Source organism: Nonomuraea sp. NPDC003214 (assembly GCF_053590035.1).
In genome coordinates this window covers 184,280-202,262 of sequence record NZ_JBSFSX010000007.1, presented here as the reverse complement: position 1 = coordinate 202,262, position 17,983 = coordinate 184,280, and the positions used below count along the sequence as shown (strand labels likewise).

At 73.3% G+C, this 17,983-nt stretch carries 18 protein-coding genes; 10 read left to right on the top strand and 8 right to left on the bottom strand.

Going from position 1 to position 17,983, the window contains the following annotated elements; all coding sequences use genetic code 11:
* Positions 1-63: 63 nt before the first annotated feature.
* Positions 64-831, top strand: coding sequence for a lysophospholipid acyltransferase family protein (locus ACWDXC_RS22940; protein ID WP_449985142.1), 768 nt, complete (start codon positions 64-66; stop codon positions 829-831).
* On the opposite strand, the gene ACWDXC_RS22935 is transcribed toward ACWDXC_RS22940, so the two are convergent.
* Positions 828-1,637 (bottom strand): serine/threonine-protein kinase, encoded by an 810-nt coding sequence (locus tag ACWDXC_RS22935; RefSeq protein WP_219513351.1) that lies wholly within the window; start codon positions 1,635-1,637, stop codon positions 828-830. The genes ACWDXC_RS22940 and ACWDXC_RS22935 overlap by 4 nt on opposite strands.
* A 56-nt stretch (positions 1,638-1,693) precedes the next feature.
* Positions 1,694-2,926 carry an MFS transporter gene (locus ACWDXC_RS22930; protein ID WP_449985138.1) on the bottom strand — a complete coding sequence of 411 codons (1,233 nt, stop codon included), beginning with the start codon at positions 2,924-2,926 and terminating at the stop codon, positions 1,694-1,696.
* 69 nt (positions 2,927-2,995) lie between these two features.
* Between ACWDXC_RS22930 and ACWDXC_RS22925 the strand changes: the two genes are divergently transcribed.
* The 7 genes from ACWDXC_RS22925 to ACWDXC_RS22895 all read left to right on the top strand — a co-directional run bounded on the left by ACWDXC_RS22925 (position 2,996) and on the right by ACWDXC_RS22895 (position 9,311).
* Positions 2,996-3,580, top strand: coding sequence for an ArsR/SmtB family transcription factor (locus ACWDXC_RS22925; RefSeq protein ID WP_449985135.1), 585 nt, complete (start codon positions 2,996-2,998; stop codon positions 3,578-3,580).
* A 98-nt stretch (positions 3,581-3,678) separates the two neighbouring features.
* Positions 3,679-4,443 (top strand): DUF4142 domain-containing protein, encoded by a 765-nt coding sequence (locus tag ACWDXC_RS22920; protein ID WP_449985132.1) that lies wholly within the window; start codon positions 3,679-3,681, stop codon positions 4,441-4,443.
* A gap of 131 nt (positions 4,444-4,574) precedes the next feature.
* Complete coding sequence (locus tag ACWDXC_RS22915; RefSeq protein WP_449985129.1) at positions 4,575-5,591, top strand: hypothetical protein; 1,017 nt, start codon at positions 4,575-4,577, stop codon at positions 5,589-5,591.
* A gap of 8 nt (positions 5,592-5,599) precedes the next feature.
* Positions 5,600-6,877, top strand: a complete 1,278-nt coding sequence (locus ACWDXC_RS22910) for a sensor histidine kinase (RefSeq protein ID WP_449985127.1) — start codon at positions 5,600-5,602, stop codon at positions 6,875-6,877.
* The gene (locus tag ACWDXC_RS22905; RefSeq protein WP_449985124.1) at positions 6,874-7,521 is read left to right on the top strand and encodes a response regulator; all 648 of its coding nucleotides are present in this window, start codon (positions 6,874-6,876) and stop codon (positions 7,519-7,521) included. Before ACWDXC_RS22910 ends, ACWDXC_RS22905 begins: the two co-directional genes overlap by 4 nt.
* Before the next feature lie 133 nt (positions 7,522-7,654).
* The gene (locus tag ACWDXC_RS22900) at positions 7,655-8,035 is read left to right on the top strand and encodes a hypothetical protein (protein WP_449985122.1); all 381 of its coding nucleotides are present in this window, start codon (positions 7,655-7,657) and stop codon (positions 8,033-8,035) included.
* A gap of 112 nt (positions 8,036-8,147) precedes the next feature.
* Positions 8,148-9,311 carry an ABC transporter substrate-binding protein gene (locus ACWDXC_RS22895; RefSeq protein ID WP_449985119.1) on the top strand — a complete coding sequence of 388 codons (1,164 nt, stop codon included), beginning with the start codon at positions 8,148-8,150 and terminating at the stop codon, positions 9,309-9,311.
* A gap of 48 nt (positions 9,312-9,359) precedes the next feature.
* On the opposite strand, the gene pruA is transcribed toward ACWDXC_RS22895, so the two are convergent.
* Positions 9,360-10,985, bottom strand: a complete 1,626-nt coding sequence (gene pruA / locus ACWDXC_RS22890) for an L-glutamate gamma-semialdehyde dehydrogenase (RefSeq protein ID WP_449985116.1) — start codon at positions 10,983-10,985, stop codon at positions 9,360-9,362.
* Positions 10,986-10,987: 2 nt separating this feature from the next.
* Positions 10,988-11,905, bottom strand: coding sequence for a proline dehydrogenase family protein (locus ACWDXC_RS22885; protein ID WP_219513279.1), 918 nt, complete (start codon positions 11,903-11,905; stop codon positions 10,988-10,990).
* Between the two features lie 75 nt (positions 11,906-11,980).
* On the opposite strand from ACWDXC_RS22885, the gene ACWDXC_RS22880 reads away from it, so the two are divergent.
* Positions 11,981-13,036, top strand: coding sequence for a PucR family transcriptional regulator (locus ACWDXC_RS22880; RefSeq protein ID WP_219513276.1), 1,056 nt, complete (start codon positions 11,981-11,983; stop codon positions 13,034-13,036).
* Between the two features lie 15 nt (positions 13,037-13,051).
* On the opposite strand, the gene ACWDXC_RS22875 is transcribed toward ACWDXC_RS22880, so the two are convergent.
* The 3 genes from ACWDXC_RS22875 to ACWDXC_RS22865 all read right to left on the bottom strand — a co-directional run bounded on the left by ACWDXC_RS22875 (position 13,052) and on the right by ACWDXC_RS22865 (position 16,724).
* Positions 13,052-13,645, bottom strand: coding sequence for an FMN-binding negative transcriptional regulator (locus ACWDXC_RS22875; RefSeq protein WP_449985112.1), 594 nt, complete (start codon positions 13,643-13,645; stop codon positions 13,052-13,054).
* Positions 13,646-13,668: 23 nt separating this feature from the next.
* Complete coding sequence (locus ACWDXC_RS22870) at positions 13,669-14,772, bottom strand: glycosyltransferase (RefSeq protein ID WP_219513274.1); 1,104 nt, start codon at positions 14,770-14,772, stop codon at positions 13,669-13,671.
* 119 nt (positions 14,773-14,891) lie between these two features.
* A complete protein-coding gene (locus ACWDXC_RS22865) occupies positions 14,892-16,724 on the bottom strand; it encodes a GAF domain-containing SpoIIE family protein phosphatase (protein ID WP_364172060.1) in 1,833 nt (610 codons plus the stop codon).
* A 74-nt stretch (positions 16,725-16,798) separates the two neighbouring features.
* Here ACWDXC_RS22865 and ACWDXC_RS22860 point away from each other — a divergent pair, with 74 nt between their 5' ends.
* Positions 16,799-17,500: an ANTAR domain-containing protein gene (locus ACWDXC_RS22860; RefSeq protein WP_375073500.1), complete on the top strand. Its 702-nt coding sequence runs from the start codon at positions 16,799-16,801 to the stop codon at positions 17,498-17,500.
* On the opposite strand, the gene ACWDXC_RS22855 is transcribed toward ACWDXC_RS22860, so the two are convergent.
* Entirely contained in the window at positions 17,497-17,853 is a 357-nt protein-coding gene (locus tag ACWDXC_RS22855; RefSeq protein ID WP_219519923.1) for an STAS domain-containing protein, read from the bottom strand. The genes ACWDXC_RS22860 and ACWDXC_RS22855 overlap by 4 nt on opposite strands.
* Positions 17,854-17,983: the final 130 nt, after the last annotated feature.

The following is a 17,983-nucleotide window of genomic DNA, read 5'->3' as shown; positions in this document are numbered from 1 at the left end:
CGTTATGACGCCCTGGCAAGCACCCCGGCGTGGAGGGCCGGCCGGGTAGGCTACCGTCTGCACATGGCTGAGATCGTGTACCCGCCGGTGATCGCCGCCGCGCGGACCCTCTTTCGCGTGCTCGACTACCGCTTCCACTTGGAGGGCACCGACAACGTGCCGCGTTCCGGCGGCGCGGTGCTGGTGAGCAACCACATCAGCTATCTGGACTTCATCTTCGCCGGGTTCGGCGCGCTGCCGTCCAAGCGGCTGGTGCGGTTCATGGCCAAGCAGGACGTGTTCGACCACCGGATCTCCGGGCCGCTGATGCGCGGCATGCACCACATCCCGGTCGACCGGGGGGCGGGCGCGGGCTCCTACGCGACGGCGCTGCGCATGCTGAAGGCGGGCGAGGTGGTGGGCGTGTTCGCCGAGGCCACGATCAGCCGGTCGTTCACCGTCAAGGAGATCAAGAACGGCGCGATCCGGATGGCGCAGGCGACCAAGGTGCCGGTGATCCCGGTGGCGCTGTGGGGCAGCCAGCGGCTGTGGACCAAGGGCAGGAAGAAGCAGCTCCTCCAGCGGCACGTGCCGATCACGATCCTGGTCGGCGAGCCGATGCACCCCAAGCGCGGCGAGGACGTCAACGAGCACGCGGCCGACCTGCGCGAGCGGCTGACGGCGCTGGTCGACCGGGCGCAGCGCACCTACCCGGAGATCCCGCCGGGCGTGTGGTGGCAGCCGGCGCACCTGGGCGGCACCGCGCCGACCCCGGAGGAGGCCGCCGCGATGGACGCCGCCGAGGCCGAGGCCAGGGCCGCCAAGCGGGGGACCGCCGAGCGGGAGGACTAGATCGCCGCCTGATAGCTGCTGGCGCGCATGCCCGCCAGCAGCCCCGCGGTCTGCTCCGGGGTGAAGCGGCGCACCGGGTCGTGGTGCAGCAGGCCCTCGATGAGCGGGCGCATCACGCCGGCCCGGCGCGGCGGCGGGAACCGGCCGCTGCGGGCCATGCCGAGCACGGTCGCGGCGTCCTGCCCCGGGTAGGGCGGCTGGCCCTCGATGGCGCTGTAGAGGGTGGCGCCGAACGACCACATGTCGGCCTCCTTGCTGGCCGGGCCGCCGTAGAGTCGCTCGGGGGCCATGAACGCGGGGGTGCCGCGCAGCCGCCGCGAGGTCGTCATGCGGATGTCACCCTCGGCGGTCGCTATGCCGAAGTCGCTCAGCACGACCCGCTCGCCCGTCAGCATGACGTTGGCGGGCTTGACGTCACGGTGCAGCACGCCGGCCTGGTGCGCGGTGCGCAGCGCGGCGAGCAGGTGCTGGCCGATGGCCGCCACCGACTGCGCCGGCAGCGTGCCGACCTGCGACAGGAGCTGGTGCAGCGACAGCCCGTCGAGATACTCCATCACGATCCAGAGCTTGCCGCCCTCTTCCATGAGGTCGTGGACCGTGACGATGTTGGGGTGGCTGAGCCGGGCCGCCATCCTCGCCTCGCGAAGGACACGACGGCGCACCATCTCGGCCTCGCCGGCGAGCGTCAGCTCCTTGAGCGCCACCTCACGGTGCAGAAGCTGATCGAACGCGCGCCAGACGACGCCCATGCCCCCACGACCGGCCTCCTCGTTCAGGAGGTACCGTCCGCCGATCTCCCGCCGCATACCATCCCCTCTTTGACAGGGGTAATCATGTCATCTCTGCGCGCAGCTTTGGGTGCCTAACGTGATCTGGATATGTCGGGAATCGTAGCTTGGCTGGTCAACGGCGCGGAAATTCGCCCGCGAACGACACGCCAGAGCAGGCCGACGGCCACGAGCGACAGCACGACGGACCCGCCGAACACCGCGGGCAGCCCGGCCGCCTCGCCCAGGACGCCGCCGAGCGCGGCCCCGACGGGCATCCCGCCCATGCCGATCAGCCGGTAGGCGGCGTTCACCCGGCCCAGCAGCTCGGTGGGGATCAGCCGCTGCCGGGTGGTGATGACGAGCACGTTGGACACCGCGCTGGAGATGCCCCACAGCAGCGCCGTCGGGTAGAGCAGCCAGGTGACGGGCACGAACAGCGGCACCAGGTGCAGCAGGGTGTTGAGCAGCCACATGCCGATCAGCGTCCGGCCCTCGCCGAGCAGCCCGGAGATCCGCTCCGACACCAGCGCCCCGGCCGCCGCCCCGGCGGCGAACACGGTCAGCATGAGCCCGTAGCCGCTCGGCTCCAGCCCGAACCGCGACTCCTCGCCGACCAGCCACAGCACGAACACCCCCCAGTAGGCGGCGGTGGCGAAGTTCAGCGTCCCGGCGGTCAGGGCCAGCGCCCGCAGGAACCGCTGCGACCACAGCCAGCGCAGCGCCTCGGCGATCTCCCCGGCCATGGGCCGCCGGGCGCCCGCCGGCTGGTAGGAGCCCCGCATGCCCAGCAGGAGCAGCCCGGCCGCGGCGTACAGGAGACCGGGCCCGCCGAAGACGGCGGCGGGCAGGAGGGTGACGAGGACGCCCGCGAGCGGGGAGCCGGCGAACTCGTTGCCGATCATCTGGGCGCTCTGCAGCCGCCCGTTGGCCCGCGTGAGGGCCTGGGGCTCGACCGCCATCGGCAGCACGGACTGCGCGGAGGTGTCGGCGAGCACCTCGGCCACGCTCGCCAGCAGCACGGCGGCCAGCATGACCCACAGGTTCATCAGCCCGAGCACGGCCAGCGCCCCGGCGGCCACGAGCACGCCCGCGCGCAACGCGTTCGCCGTCACCATGATCCGCCGCCGGTCCAGCCGGTCGGCCAGCGCCCCGGCGGGCAGCGCGAACAGCAGCCACGGCAGCGTGGTGGCCGCGCCGACGAGCGCGACCTGCGCGGGGGAGCGGGTGAACGACACCGCCAGCAGCGGCGCGCCCACCTTGAGCACGCCGTCGGCCAGGTTCGACAGCGTGGCCGACGACAACAGGAAGCCGAACGATCGATTCACCGGGACACTCCGATAGTGTGTAAGGAAAAGTGTGCAAACAAACCTTTGCAAAGATAGGTGTGCACAGTGATGTCCCGCAAGAGCCCTTCCGCGCGGAAACTCGACGCGAGCGCGCTCAAGTCCTTCGCCCACCCGCTCCGCCTGCGCCTGTACGAGCTGCTGGACGAGCACGGCCCCTCCACCGCCACCCGGCTCGCCGCCCTCGTGACGCAGAACACCGGCGCCACCAGCTACCACCTGCGCGAACTCGCCCGGCACGGGATGATCGAGATCGCCCCCGAGCTGGGCCGAGGCAAGGAGAAGTACTGGCGGGTGGTGCCCGGCGGCTTCTCCTACGGCGACCCGCCCGGCGACCCCGAGACGGCCGGCGCGCTGGAGTTCCTCCTCGACGACCTCGTCCGGCGGCGCGGCGCCGAGCTGTCCCGATGGCGCGAGGAGGAGCCGCGCACGCCCAAGGAGTGGGTAGAGGCCAGCGTCCTCGGCCGCCGCTCCCTGCGCCTGACCCCCGACGAGACCCGCGACCTGCGCGACGAGGTGTTCGAGGTGATGGAACGCTACCGGGCCCGCTCCGACAGCCGCTCCCACGACACCCCCGGCACCGGGCACGTCGTCATCCACTTCGACGTCCTGCCCACAGGCATGACGGACTCCTAGGGGCCGCCCTCATCACTTCCGCGCATACCGGTGAACGCGCCGGGGACGGCCTGCGTACCTCCTGCCGACCAGCGAGAACCGGAAGGGGATGAGGGCACGTGCGACCCCGACGCGGCCGTACCCTGCTCGCCGCCTGCTGTGCCGCCTGCTGTGCCGCCTGGTGTGCCGCCGCGCTGCTGACCGGCTGCGGCGGGCAGGCGGCCCTGCCCAGCGCCGACACCGCCCGGGTGGCGGACCTCCTGGAGACCGACATCCCGGAGGAGAGCCTGGCCCCGCCCGCCACCAGCCTCACCGACCCCACCGACGCTCCCGACGCCACTGGCGCCCCCACCGGCGCCCCGGCCGCCTCGCCCGCGCCCGGCCTGCGCGACGACCGCACGTGGCCCACCGAGTCCGGCCCGCTGTCGCCCGCCGACCGCGACCTGATCAAGAAGGTACGGCTGGCCACGCTCTGGGAGATGACGATCGCGCAGGAGGCCGTCCAGCGCGGCGCCAGCGCCAAGGTGCGCACGATCAGCGCCGAGATCGCCGAACAGCACCACGGGCTCGACGCCGAGGCCAGGGAGCTGGCCAAGCGGTTCGACATCCGGCTGCCGGTGGAGCCGACCGAGACGCAGCAGCGCTGGATGGCCGACATCTCCGGCAGGTCGGGCCGCGACTACGACGTCACGTTCGTGAAGTGGCTGCGGCTGGCGCACGGGCAGATCTTCGGCCTCATCGGCGCCGTGCGCGGCAGCACCCAGAACACGCTCGTCCGCAAGTTCGCCGAGACGTGCAACGCGGCGGTGCTCAACCACCAGCGCCTGCTGGAGAGCACCGGCCTGACCGGCCCCGAGTCCTTCCCCAGCCCTCCGCCCGTCTGAACGGGGCCCTCTTCCTGCGGCCGCGACCTGAGGATGACCCCGGCGCGACCTGGTGACGATGTGCGCGGGGGCGGCGGGGCGGCACTCTGGGCCGGGTGAACACCTCTCAACCAGGACACCGGCGTTCCGCCGTGCCCCTCGTGATCGTCGCCGCCTGGTCGGTGAGCTACCTGGTCCTCGGCCTCCTCTGGGCGTCCGGCGGGCCCGGATACCCCTTCGACGCGGGCGGGGAGGGCGTGGGCAACACGCTGCTCGACCCCCTCCCGGCGGCGGCCGGGGGCGGCGCGCTGGCGGGGGCGGCGCTCGTGGCGGGCGTCGTCGCCGCGCTCGCCGCCCGGGGGCCGCTCGCCCGGCCCGCCGCCGTCGTGGCCGTCGTGGCGGGCGCCGCGCTGGCGGTGCTCCTGCCCGACGTGCGCATCATGATGACCGCCGGCTACCTGCCGGTGATGCTCGTGGCCGTGCTCGCCGGGCAGGCCGAGTTCTCGCTGATCGTGTCCATGCTGACCTGGCCGACGGTCAACCTGCTGATCCTGATGGCGGCCGGGGTGGCCCTGATGGCGCTGGGAACGCGCACCCTGCTCCCGGGGGCGCAGCGCGCCGGCGGCGCGGACGGGGCACAGCGCGCCGGCGGCGCGGAGGGGGCGCTGCGGGCGGGGCGGTGGGCCGTCGCCGTCGCGGTCGCCGTCCCCGTCGTCTACGCGATCACCCGCGTCGGCTGGCTGCTCGGGATCCCCGTCGGCATCAGCGACGACTTCCTCGCGAGCATCGCCTCGATCACCCCGATCGGCGCGGGACTCGCCACGCTCGGCCTCCTCGGCGCGGTCCTCACGCTCGGCCTGGTCCGGCCGTGGGGCGAGATCTGGCCGCGCTGGGTGCCGTTCCTGCGCGGCCGTCCCGTCCCGGCCCGCCTTCCCGCCTACGCGGCGCTGATCGTCGCCGTGCCCATCACGTCCGCCGGGCTGATGTACGTACGCAAGAAGCTCACAGGTGAGCAGGCCGGCCCGCCCGGAGCCGTCGACGAGCTGGGCGCCTGGCTGCCGGAGATGCTGTGGCCGCTGTGGGGCGCCGCCCTGGCCGTCGCCGGGCTCGCCTACCTGGCCCGGCGCCGCGACCCCGCCGCCGCGATCCGGCCGCGCCGCCGACCATAATGGCGGGTGTGCGCGAGTCCCTGTCCCAGGCCGAGGCCGCGGTGGACTCGTTCCTCGGCCGGCACCGGCTGAGCGTCGACGCCGTGCTCGCCGTGCTGCTGGCCGTGCCGCTGGGCCTCGTCTCCTCCGGCCTGCTCCGGGCCTCCGACAGCCCGCTCTCCCTGCGCCTGCTGGCGGGCGCGGCGGTGCTGGTGGTGCACGCGTGCGTGATCCCGCGCCGCGTGCGCCCGCTCGCCGCGTACGGCGTGGCCGCCGCGGCGATGCTGCTGCTGGGGCTGCTGCCACCCCTGCACGACCCGGCCGGCGCCTACTACCCGGCGGTGATGCTGCCCAGCTCGCTCGTCTTCGGGCTGCTCCTCTACACGGCGTCGGCCCGGCTCGGGCTGCGGCTCGGGCTGGCCTGCCTGGGCGTCGCCCTGGCCGGGGTGGTCGTGGTCCTGGCGCGGGTGTGGGCCCCGGCCTCGTGGGGCGGCTCGTCGGGCGGCTACGGCCTGGCCGCCTGGCGGATCGGGCTGTCGGCCGGCCTGGTCGCCGTGACCGCGTGCCTGTGGTGGCTGGGCCGCCTCAGCCGCGTGCGCGCGCTGTACGTGGCCGAGCTCCGGGCCAAGGCCGAGCGCGCCGAGGCAGACCGCGCGCGGGAGCGGGCCGAGGCGGCACGGGCCGAACGCGACCGGATCAGCCGGGAGATGCACGACGTGGTGTCGCATTCGCTCGCCGTCATGGTCAGCCAGGCCGAGGGCGGCAGGCTGTCCGATCCGGGCTCGCCCGGGGCCGCCGTGTTCGCCACCATCGCCGGTGTCGGCCGCGACGCCCTGCGCGACATGCGCGGCCTGCTGGGCGTGCTGCGCGCCGACGGCGGCACCGCGCCGCAGCCCGGCCTCGGCGACCTGCCCGCCCTGCTCGACCACGTGCGCACGACCGGCGTACGGCTGTCCGTGGCGGAGAGCGGCGAGCCGCGCCCGCTGCGGCCCGCCGCCGACCTGACCGCCTACCGCGTCGTCCAGGAGGCGCTGACCAACGTCATCAAGCACGCCGGACCCGAGGCCACGGCGGAGCTGGCGCTGGCGTGGAGCCCCGGCGCGCTGCGCATCACCGTCCGGAACGACGACGGCGGCCCGGACGGCGGGCCGGGCGGCGGGGAGCCGGGCGCCGGGCTGACCGGGATGCGCGAACGCCTCCGCATGGTCGGCGGCGCCCTGGAGACCGGCGCGCGGCCCGGCGGCGGCTTCGAGCTGTCGGCCGTCGTCCCCTACGAGCCGAGGAGCCTCCCATCATCCGCATCATGATCGTCGACGACCAGGAGCTGCTGCGCCACGGCGTCACCATGGTGGTGCGCTCCCAGCCCGACATGGAGGTGGTCGCCGAGGCGGCCGACGGCGCGGAAGCCCTGGAGAGGCTGAAGGCGCTGCGCGTCGACGTGGTGGTGATGGACATCCGGATGCCCCGCATGGACGGCGTCACCGCCACCCGGGAGATCCAGCGGCTGGCCGACCCGCCCAGGGTGCTGGCGCTGACCACGTTCGACCTCGACGAGCACGCGCTGGCCGCGCTGCGGGCGGGCGCGAGCGGGTTCATGCTGAAGGACGCCCCCGGCGAGGAGATCATCGCGGCCATCCGGCACGTGCACCGGGGCGACGCGATCATCGCGCCCGCCACGACCCGGCGCCTCGTCGGCAGGCTGGTCGCCCCGGGCGGCGGCGACCCCGAGGCCCTGCTGGGCGCCCTCACGCAGCGCGAGCGCGAGGTCTTCCTCGGCCTGGCCAAGGGCGCCTCCAACGCGGAGATCGGCGCCGAGCTGTTCCTGTCGGAGGCCACGGTCAAGACGCACGTCGGCCGCATCCTGACGAAGTTCGGGCTGCGCGACCGGGTGCAGGCGGTGGTCCTGGCCTACGAGTCGGGCGTCGTCACCCCGGGCGACCGCCGCCCGTAGGGCGCAGGCGCTGGGAATCTTCAAAATTTTACGTTCTCAGTGACTCTCCGTGGCGCTTCAGTTACGGTCAGTGCTGCCGGGGCGCGCCACGTACCCGGCAGCACAACCCTCCGAGTCATCGAGAACGGGAACAATGCAGACACTCAAGAAGATCGTCGTCGTAGCGGCAGCCGTCGCCGGGGTCATGGCCACGCCGGCCGCCGTCGGCGCCGCCGCGGCCCACACGGGCGACCGCGACGGAGGCCCGGGCGGCCTGCTGTCCAACGTCTCCGGACGCAACTCCTCCGGCCACGCCAACCTCTGCGGCACGGGCAAGCTCGCCCTGCTCAAGGAGCGCACCTGCATCAGCGAGGACCGCCACCACCCCGGCAGGGGCGGCGACGTCGCCGGCCCCAGCGGCGGCATCCTGTCCAACCTGATCTTCGCCCGCAACGCCTCCGGCCACAGCAACAACTGCGGCAACGAGACGATCTCCATCATGAGCCGCACCACCTGCGTGACCGTGCACGGGTAACGACCGAGCACCCGCCGGGGGCCTGCCCGCCCAGGCCTCCGCGCCCTTCCCGTGACGACCACAGACCGAGGCGATGATGGCATCACATGATCCGCAGCTGTGCATAGGCGCCGTGATCCCGCAGACCGGCAGGCTGGCCCGGCTCGGGGACCCGCTGTCGTTCCTGCTCCCGTGGCTGGCGCCACAGCTGACCCGCGTACGCAACGGAAACCGCCTGCACCCCCTGCGCGTCGCGGTCCGTGACAGCCGGTCGGACCCCGCACATGCCCGCCGGGCCGTGCGGGAACTGGTGGACCAGGAGCAGGCGCACATCGTGATCACCATGGCCGGCACCCAGGTGCTGCCCGCGGTGGTCGACGCCTGCGAGGCACTCCAGGTGCCCTGCGTGTCGACCACCTTCCCCTGGCAGGCGTACATCCACCGGCCCGGCGCCAGGGAGCCCAAGCGGTTCGCCTGGGCCTACCACTTCGCCTGGGGTCTGGACGACATCGCGACCGTGTTCGCCGAGATGTGGGAGCGTCTGGGGCCGGCGCGGACGGTGGGATGTCTGTGGAACGACGACGTTCAGGGCCGTCTGCTGCGTCACGACCGCGACGGCTTCCCGCCCGTGGCCGTGAGACGCGGCCACACCCTGATCGACCCCGGCGGCTACCGCGAACCCGCCGCCGACCTGAGCGACCACGTCGAGCAGTTGCGCCGTCACGGCGCCGACGTCGTCACCAGTGCCGCCACCGCCGCCGATCTGGCGCTGTTCCACCGGCAGGCCCGCGAGGCGGGGCTGCACCCGCGGCTGATCACCTGCTCGCGGTGGCTGGCCTACCCCCACGCCGGCGCCGCCGGGGCTGAGGAGCTGGCCCGGGCGAGGGTGGGCACCCTCGTCTACTGGACGCCGAACCACCCCTACCGTTCCGGCCTGGACGGCACGACGGCCGCCGGCCTGGCCGAGGCGTACGAGCGGGCCACGGGCAAGCCGTGGCTGCAGCCCCTGGGCCTGGCCCACGCCCTCCTCGAGGTCGCCCACCACGCCCTGACCCACGCCGCGGACCCCACCGACCGGCGTGCCATCGCCCAGGAGATCGCCCGCACCCGCATCCGGACCATGGCCGGGTCGCTGGACTGGACGAGCGGCCCCACCCCCAACATCGCGCTCGTCCCCCTGTCCGGCGGCCAATGGCAGCCGACCCGCTCCGGGCACGAGCTCGCCGTGGTCACCAACACCGGCCAGCCCGAGGTACCCATCACGGGGGACCTGACGCCGGCGGCCCTGCGCGGCTGAACACGCCGATGCCCCGGCCCCTCAGGGTCCGGGGCATCGCAGGAGATGTCAGCCCATGTGCGGGTAGCGGTGATCCGTCGGCGGCACGAACGTCTCCTTGATCGTGCGGGAGTTCACCCACCGGATCAGGTTGAAGATCGAGCCCGCCTTGTCGTTGGTGCCGGAGGCGCGGGCGCCGCCGAACGGCTGCTGCCCGACCACGGCGCCGGTCGGCTTGTCGTTGACGTAGAAGTTGCCGGCCGCGAAGCGCAGCCGCTCCGACGCCGAGGCGATCGCGTAGCGGTCCTGGGCGATGATCGACCCGGTCAGCGCGTACGGGGCGATGCCCTCCATCTGGTCCAGGACGGCGTCGAAGTCGGCGTCGTCGTAGACGTGCACGCCCAGGATCGGGCCGAAGTACTCCTTGACGAAGATCTCGTCGGCCGGGTCCGCGCACTCCAGGATGGTCGGCTTCACGAAATATCCGGCGGAGTCGTCGTACGAGCCCGTCAGCACGTCGATGTTCGACGCGGCGCGCGCCCGGTCGATGGCCTCCTTGTGCTTGGCGAAGGCCCGCTCGTCGATGACCGCGCCCATGAACGTCGACAGGTCGGCCGTCACGTCGCCCACGGTCAGCGACTCGGCCACGCCCACGAGGTCGTCGCGCATCCGGTTCCACACCGAGCGCGGCACGTACGCCCGCGAGGCCGCCGAGCACTTCTGCCCCTGGTACTCGAACGCGCCCCGGACCAGGGCCGTGGCGAGCACGCCCGGGTCGGCCGACGGGTGGGCCAGCACGAAGTCCTTGCCGCCGGTCTCGCCGACGAGGCGCGGGTAGCTCCGGTAGCCGGCGATGTTGGCGCCCACCGTGCCCCACAGGTGCTGGAAGGTCGCCGTCGAGCCGGTGAAGTGGATGCCCGCGAGCTCCGGATGCGTCAGCGCCACCTCGGAGATCGCCTGGCCGTTGCCCGTCACCAGGTTGATGACGCCGGGAGGCAGCCCGGCCGCCTCCAGCAGGCGCATGGTGAAGTGCGCCGCGAACTGCTGCGTCGGCGACGGCTTCCACACCACGACGTTGCCCATGAGCGCGGCCGACGTCGGCAGGTTGCCGGCGATGGCGGTGAAGTTGAACGGCGTGATCGCCAGCACGAAGCCCTCGAGCGGCCGGTACTCCATCCGGTTCCACACGCCCGGCGAGGAGATCGGCTGGTCGGAGTAGAGCTGACGGGCGTAGGAGACGTTGAAGCGCAGGAAGTCGATCAGCTCACAGGCGGCGTCGATCTCCGCCTGCTGCACCGACTTCGACTGGCCGAGCATCGTCGCCGCGTTGAGCGTCGCCCGCCACGGCCCCGCCAGCAGGTCGGCGGCCTTGAGGAAGATCGCCGCCCGCTCGTCGAAGGAGAGCGCCCGCCAGGCGGGGGCCGCCCGCAGCGCGCTCGCGATCGCGTCCTGCACGTCCTGGGCCGTAGCGTCGTTGGTACGCCCCAGGACGGCGGCCTTGTTGTGCGGCTGCACCACGTCGATGGGCGCGCCGCCGCCGAGCCGCTGCTCGCCGTCGATCGTCATCGTCAGGTCGATCGAGGCGCCGGCCAGCTCCTTGATCCGGTTCTCCAGGGCGGCGCGCTCGGCGCTGCCCGGCGCGTAGCCGTAGACCCGCTCGTTGGCGGGAACGGGCACGTTGCTGATGGCATCCATGTTCACTTACCCCCAAGGGCACGAAGGAAGAAGGCGACATTGGCGGGGCGCTCGGCCAGCCGGCGCATGAAATAGCCGTACCAGTCGTCGCCGTAGGGGACGTAGACGCGCATCGTGTGACCGGCCCCGGCCAGGGCCTCCTGCCGGTCGGTGCGGATCCCGTACAGCATCTGATACTCGTAGTCGCCCCTGGAGCGCCCGAACCGGTCGGCGAGCAGCTCGGTGATGGAGATCAGGCGGTCGTCGTGGGTGGCCACCATGGGGTACCCCTTCCCCGCCATGAGGATGCGCAGGCATCGCACGTACGCCTTGTCCACGGCGGACTTGCCCTGGTGGGCGACGGAGGCGGGCTCCCGGTAGGCGCCCTTGACCAGCCGGACGCGCGAGCCCTCGCCGGACAGCGCGCGGCAGTCGTCCTCGCTGCGGAACAGGTACGCCTGGATGGCCACGCCGGTCGACGGGTAGTCCTCGCGCAGCGCGCGCAGGATGCCGAGCGTGGAGTCGACCGTGGTGTGGTCCTCCATGTCGAGCGTGACGGTGGCGCCGATGGCGTCGGCGGCGGCGCAGATCTCGCGCGCGTGCTCCAGCGCCATCGCGTCGTCGAGCTCCTGGCCGACGGCCGACAGCTTGACCGACACCTCGCCGCGGCGGCCCAGCTCCAGCGGGCGCAGCTGCTCCAGCAGCGTGATGTACGCCTTCGCGGTGGCGGCGGCGGCGCCGGCGTCGCGGGTCTCCTCGCCGAGATGGTCGACGGTCACCGCGAGCCCGGTGTCGCGCAGTCGTTCGATCGCGTCGCGGGCCTCCTGGACCGTCTCGCCGGCGACGAAGCGGTCGACCACCTTGCGCGTGAGCGGGAAGCCTGACACGGAGCGGCGCACGAGCGCGCTCCGGGATGTGGCGAGCAGCAGTTGACCCAACATGCTTCCAGCCTAAAACTGCAGCTCAAACGGGGCCATGAACGGGCGTAACGGCGGGTGTGGCAGGCTGTCATACAAATGCACAACACCACGGATCTGCAGGAGATCGTCGACGAGGTCGCGGGCCTGCTCGGCGCGTCGGCCACGCTGGAGGACCGCTCGTTCCGGCTGCTCGCCTACGGCGCGCAGCATGGCGACATCGACACCGTCCGCCAGGAGTCGATCCTGCGCCGCCGCGCCACCGGCGAGGTGCGCGACTACTTCGAACGCTACGGCATAGCCCGCGCGCACGGCCGGGTCCGCATCCCGGCCGACGCCGACCTGGGCGTGCTGGCCCGCGTGTGCTGGCCGCTGCGCCACGGCGAGGTCGTCTACGGCTACCTGTGGCTGCTCGACTCCGGCAGCCTCACCGACGCCGCCCTGGACCGGGTGGCGCCGCTGGTCGCCCGCGCCGCCGCCGCGCTCGCCCAGGAGGCCAGGAGCCGCCGCGACCTCGGCTACGGGCTGCGCGCGCTGCTGTCGGACGACCCGGAGGAGCGCGCCGGCGCCTCCATCGAGATGCCCGGACCGGTGACCGCGATCGCGGTGCGCGAGTCGCCGGAGCGCGTGGCCGCCCTGTGGACGCTGCCGCGCGGCGTGCTCGCCCGCGCCGGCTCGCCGGTGGCGCTGCTCGCCCCGGCGCACCTGGCCGCCGAGGTCGCGCAGACCGTCCTCGGCGCGTACGGGACCGCGGCGGGCGTCGGCGGCACCCGCGCCGATCCGGCCGACGCCTGGCAGAGCTGGCGCGAGGCCCGCCACGCGCTGCGCGTCGCCGAGCACTTCCCGCGCTTCGCGCCCGTCGCCCGCTGGGAGGACCTGGGCGCGCACCGGCTGCTGGCCAGGCTCGGCCAGGGCGACCTGCGCGAGCTCGCCGGCGAGGTCGCCGTGCTGGACCCCGAGCTGGCCCAGACCGTCGAGACGTACCTGGACCTGGGCGGCCATGCCCAGAAGGCCGCCGCCGCGCTCGGCATCCACCGCCAGACGCTCTACTACCGGCTGGGCAAGGCCGAGCGGCTGACGCACCGCGACCTGACCGACGGCGACGACCGGCTCACCGTCCACCTGGGGCTGAAGGCCGCCCGGCTGCGCGCGTAGGGCGGGCAGGCGGGCTCAGGCCAGGTGGCGCAGGGCGCTCCCGTCGCCGGGGCCGCCCCGGCTGGCCAGGCCCCTGGCGACCTGGCCGCGCAGCGCCGCGTCCTTGTGGCCGTCGTACTTGAACTTGCCGCGGATCTCCTCCACCGCCAGCCGCAGCCCCTGGAGGCCGGACAGCAGCCGGGGCATCTCCGCCGGGTCGCCGTGGCCCGGCTCCAGGTCGCCGAGCTGGGCGCGCAGGATCTCCAGCTTGCCCGCCTCGTCGGCGACGATCTCGGCCCGGCAGGTCACCTGGACCGAGGAGTAGTAGGTGGTCGGCACGCCCAGCGACGGGTCCGTGCCGGGCTCGGCCCGCCAGGCTCCCGGGATGTACGACCACGGCCCGGCGACCGACAGCAGCACCCTCGGGTTCTCCTCGACGGCCGCCCAGATCGGGTTCGGCCTGGCCAGGTGCAGCCAGATCGTGCGCTCGTCCACGAGCAGGAACTGGGTGGGCACGACGACGGGCACCTCACGCCCCCTGCCCGAGGCGATGAGGTGCCCGAACGCGTTCTCCCGGAGATAGGCGAGCGACTGCTCGCCGGAGCCGGCATCCCAAGGGTGGATCAGCATGGGATGACGATATAGGGGGGTGTCTAGGCGCAGGCCGCCTCGTACACCCGCAGCAGCTCCTGGCTGACCCGCTCCCACGAGTAGCGGGAGCGCGCCCGGTCCGCGCCGGCGTAGCCGAGCGCGGTGCGCAGCGTCGGGTCGGTCAGCAGCTCCCTGGCCAGCCGCGCGGTCCTGGCGGGCCGGTCCGGCGGCACCAGCAGCCCGGTGACGCCGTCGATCACGGAGTCCAGGTGCGCGCCCACGGCCGAGGCGATCACCGGCACGCCGCAGGCCATCGCCTCCAGCGCGACGATGCCGCTCGTCGTCTCGCGCGGCACCGACACGACGGCGTCCGCGCCGCGCATCAGCTTGGGCACCGCCGCCCGCTTCACCTGGCCCAGCAGCGTCACCCGGTCGGCCACGCCGAGCTGCTCGGCCAGGGCGCGCAGCCGCCGCGCGTCCCTGTCGTCGCCGAGGTCCTCGGGGGCGGGGCCGCCGGCCACCACGAGCTCCACGTCCGCCAGCCCCGGCAGCGCCCGCACGATCGTGTGCGCGCCCCGGTCGGGGGAGAGCGGGCCGACGTGCAGCAGCCGCTTGCGGGTGCCGCGCGAGACGGCCATGCCCTGGCGGTGGAAGCGCTCGGTGTCGACGCCGTAGGGGACGATCGCGATGCTGGTGCGGGGGACGCCGATGCGGATCAGCGCCGACTCCTCGTCGCCCGAGCCCGCGATGACCGCGTTCGCCCGGCGGCCCAGCGCCCGCTCCAGCTTCACGTGCGCGGGGTCGACGGTGTGGAAGGTGTGCGTGACGGGCACGTCCAAGCCCTTGGCGCCGGAGACGGCGGCCAGGCCGCAGGTCCACGAGTGCGCGTGGATCACGTCCGGCCGCTCCTGCTGCCAGCGGCGCATCAGGTAGCCGCCCACGTCGTTCAGGTATGGGGCGACGTCATCAGGGGTCAGGCTGCGGGCCGGGCCCACGTCGATGTACTCCACCGTGACGCCCGGGGCCACCCGCGTCCTGGGCTTGCCGTCGGCGCTCTCGCGGCGGGAGTAAATGGTGACGTGGTGGTCGCGGCCGAGTTCGCGCGCCACGGAGAGGATGTGGTGGCGCTTGCTGCCCGAGCCGGAAGCGACGATCGCGATATTCATGGCACACCTCAGCGTGAAAAAAGCCTTCAAGGTGTGCCTGCGTCTTAGGCACGATCTAACTACGGACGACCATACCCACTTTCCCGCGAATCGCAAACCATGCCTCATGAGTCAGGTGATCACACGCCGCGGAGCGCGAGGATCACGATCTCGTCCCACACCTGCCCGCCGGAGAAGGCGTTGCGGTCGGCCTCGATCGCCTTGACCACCGTCGACGGGGCCTGACCTGCGGATCTGCCCAGCACGTCGGCCAGCCGCTCCTCGCCGTAGGGCTCGCCCACCTCGTTCCTGGAGGAGATGAGCCCCTCCGAATACAGCACCAGCGTCTCGCCGGCCGCCAGCGTGATCTCCTCGGTGCTGGTCTCCGCCTCCGGCGCGATGCCCAGCGGCACCCCGCCGCCCGCCGCGAAGCGCACGTGCCCGTCGGGCTGCACCAGCGCCGCCGGATGGTGCCCGGCCGACGACATGCGGATCCGCCGCCCCTTGACGAGCCCCGCCACGGCCATGACGAACATGCCGGTGCCCTGCTCCACCAGCGCCTCGTTCACCTTGCGCACCACCGCGTCCGGGTCGGACTCCCAGGTGCCGAGCACCCGCAGCCCGCCCCGGACCATCGCGCTGACCGAGGCGGCCTCCTCGCCCTTGCCGGCCGCGCCGCCCATCGCGAAGCCCCAGCCGCCCGCCATCGGGAACACGTCGTAGAACTCGGCGCCGACCGACGAGCCCGGATGGTAGATCGCCGCCGCCTCGTAGCCGGGCACGTCCGGCAGGCTGCGCGGGGCCACGCTCGCCGACAGCGCGTCGGCGGCCCGCGACCGGCTCTGGAAGCTCGTCTGAGCGCGGAGCGCCAGCCCGAGCTGCACCCCGACCTCCTCCATCACGCTCAGGTCGGCCAGCGTGAACGGCGGCCGGTCGTGCCCCCGCACCAGCGTCAGCGCCCCGTCACCGGCCCCGATCGGCACGCACAGCAGCGAGCCCGCGCCCATCGCCGTCAGCAGCGGCCCGTCCGGGCAGAAGCCGAGCAGCGTCTCGTCGTCGACCATCTCGTGCACCACGCCCGAGCCGCGCTCCAGCACCTGCGCCACCACCTGCGCGCCCGCCGGGTCGCTCGCCTCCACCTGGCGGACCAGGCCGCCGAGCGGCACGTTCTTCGGCGCCACCACCGCCGAGCGGCGCGGCAGCCCGTCACGCAGCTGGTCGGCCACCACCCAGTCGGCCCACCCGGCGGCCAGCAGCCGCGTCGCCCGAGGCAGCGCCACCGGCTGGCGCATCGCCTCCTCGTCCAGCAGCAGCGCCGCCATCCTGGCCAGCAGGTCCTGCCGCCGGGCCGCCGCCAGCAGCAGCGCGCCGTCGGAGTCCTGCGGCCCGCCGGTCCCCGGCTCCGGCAGCTGCGTCTCCGTCGGCAGCGCCACCACGGCCACCATCTGCTGCGGCTCGCCGGGCATCGTCAGCCTGGTCAGCGCGAGCTGCACCGTGTGCGTGCGGCCCTGGTGGGCCAGCCGCGTCTCGAACGCCGCCGGCTGCCCAGTCCGCAGCACCGCCGTCAGGTGCGAGCGGAACGCCGCCCGCCGCGACACGTCCACCAGCAGCGGGAACGAGCGTCCCACCAGGTAGCCGTCGGGGCTGCCCAGCACCCGGGAGGTCTCCGGGTTGATCCGCCGGACCACGCCGCCGCCGTCGAGCACGACGACCGGCACGGGGAACGCCCGGAACACCTGGCGCAGCAGCTTCAGCTCCCGCTGGGAGCCGTCCTTCTTGCCGGCCGCCCGCTTCGGCGACCTGCGCAACTGCTCGCGGGCCTCGGCCAGCAGCTCGGCGGCGGTGTCGAGCTCCGCCAGCGCGGCGTCGAGCGTCGGCGCGAGGTCGGCGGGGTAGGCCGCACGCGCCTCCCGCAACGACGAGACACGCCCGGCCAGTGCGTCGAGGGCGTGTTCGAGGTCCGGCATGGTCATCCTCCGACGCTACGCCACACGGGATAATGGCAGCCATAAGGGGTAGGGGCAGAATAGCTATGGAATCGACCGTGATGATCACTCCCGGGCTCGCCCGCAACCTGGCGGCACTGGGCAGGCTCGGCGAGGACACCTCGACCGAAAGCGTGCTGCGCGGCCTGACGACCGCGCTGGCGGACGGCGTGCCCGGCTGCTCGGGCGGCTCGGCCGAGCACTGGCACGAGCACCGCGTCCTGGTGTCGGGTTCGCACAGCGAGCTCATCATGCTCGTCGAGGGGGAGCGCGCGCTCGGCGAGGGCCCGTCGACCGAGGCCAGGAAGACCGGCGCCCGCATCGCCGTCGGCGACGTGCTCACCGACACCCGCTGGCCGCGCTACGCGGCGCTCGCCACCCGCAGCGGCGTCCGTTCGGTGCTCGCCGTCCCCATCCGCATCCCGCCTGCCCTGCTGGTCGTGGGCCTGTACTCGGTACGGCGCGGCGCGTTCTCCCCGCAGGGCTCGCACGCCCTGGCCGACATGCTGACCGAGCAGGTCGGCGTGGCCCTGGCCAACATGTGGGACTTCGAGGAGGTGCGCACCGACGCCGCGCAGCTCCAGGAGGCTCTGGCCGGCCGGGCGCTCATCGACCAGGCCAAGGGCATCATCATGCAGACCAGCGGCTGCACCGCCGAGGCGGCCTTCGAGGAGCTGCGCCGGATCTCCCAGCACCACCAGGTCAAGGTGGCCGACCTGGCCCGGCTCCTGGTAGAGGAACACCAGCGCAAGAACCGCCGCTAGCCGATCGCCGCCAGCGCTTCGTCGAGCGTGTCGTAGATGGGCAGGCGCTGGGCCAGCCCGGTGATCCACATCACCTTGGACTTGGAGTATTCAACCCCGATGAGGGCGAACTTCGCGCCCGCGCCGAGGCTCGTCTGCCAGTGGTGGACGATCAGCCCGAGCGCCCGCGAGTCCATGAACGTCACCCCGCCGAGGTCCAGGATGAGGTCCGGGCCGGCGAGCGCCAGGTAGTCGGCGAACTGCTCGCGGGTGGTGGCGTCGAGGACACCGTCGACCTTGATGACCGCGATGTCGTCCACGGTCGACGATGTCAGGCTGAGGGCCGCGACGGACCCGCTGCCGTTTTCGGGCATTGTCACGGGGCAACTTTACTGTCACTCAAGTGGAGAGGAATACTTCCACCGGAGTGGGGGATACTGGAGTCCGAAGTCCAGCAGAGGGCTTCCGTCTCGAACGAGCGAGGCGTGCCTCTGCATGGGCTTT

Excerpts from the sequence above, each read along its gene's own strand:
- ACWDXC_RS22940 (WP_449985142.1), top strand. The coding sequence starts at position 64 with ATGGCTGAGATCGTGTACCCGCCGGTGATCGCCGCCGCGCGGACCCTC.
- ACWDXC_RS22935 (WP_219513351.1), bottom strand. The coding sequence starts at position 1,637 with ATGCGGCGGGAGATCGGCGGACGGTACCTCCTGAACGAGGAGGCCGGT.
- ACWDXC_RS22925 (WP_449985135.1), top strand. The coding sequence starts at position 2,996 with ATGTCCCGCAAGAGCCCTTCCGCGCGGAAACTCGACGCGAGCGCGCTC.
- ACWDXC_RS22905 (WP_449985124.1), top strand. The coding sequence starts at position 6,874 with ATGATCGTCGACGACCAGGAGCTGCTGCGCCACGGCGTCACCATGGTG.
- ACWDXC_RS22900 (WP_449985122.1), top strand. The coding sequence starts at position 7,655 with ATGCAGACACTCAAGAAGATCGTCGTCGTAGCGGCAGCCGTCGCCGGG.
- pruA (WP_449985116.1), bottom strand. The coding sequence starts at position 10,985 with ATGGATGCCATCAGCAACGTGCCCGTTCCCGCCAACGAGCGGGTCTAC.
- ACWDXC_RS22885 (WP_219513279.1), bottom strand. The coding sequence starts at position 11,905 with ATGTTGGGTCAACTGCTGCTCGCCACATCCCGGAGCGCGCTCGTGCGC.
- ACWDXC_RS22880 (WP_219513276.1), top strand. The coding sequence starts at position 11,981 with ATGCACAACACCACGGATCTGCAGGAGATCGTCGACGAGGTCGCGGGC.
- ACWDXC_RS22875 (WP_449985112.1), bottom strand. The coding sequence starts at position 13,645 with ATGCTGATCCACCCTTGGGATGCCGGCTCCGGCGAGCAGTCGCTCGCC.
- ACWDXC_RS22870 (WP_219513274.1), bottom strand. The coding sequence starts at position 14,772 with ATGAATATCGCGATCGTCGCTTCCGGCTCGGGCAGCAAGCGCCACCAC.
- ACWDXC_RS22865 (WP_364172060.1), bottom strand. The coding sequence starts at position 16,724 with ATGACCATGCCGGACCTCGAACACGCCCTCGACGCACTGGCCGGGCGT.
- ACWDXC_RS22860 (WP_375073500.1), top strand. The coding sequence starts at position 16,799 with ATGATCACTCCCGGGCTCGCCCGCAACCTGGCGGCACTGGGCAGGCTC.
- ACWDXC_RS22855 (WP_219519923.1), bottom strand. The coding sequence starts at position 17,853 with ATGCCCGAAAACGGCAGCGGGTCCGTCGCGGCCCTCAGCCTGACATCG.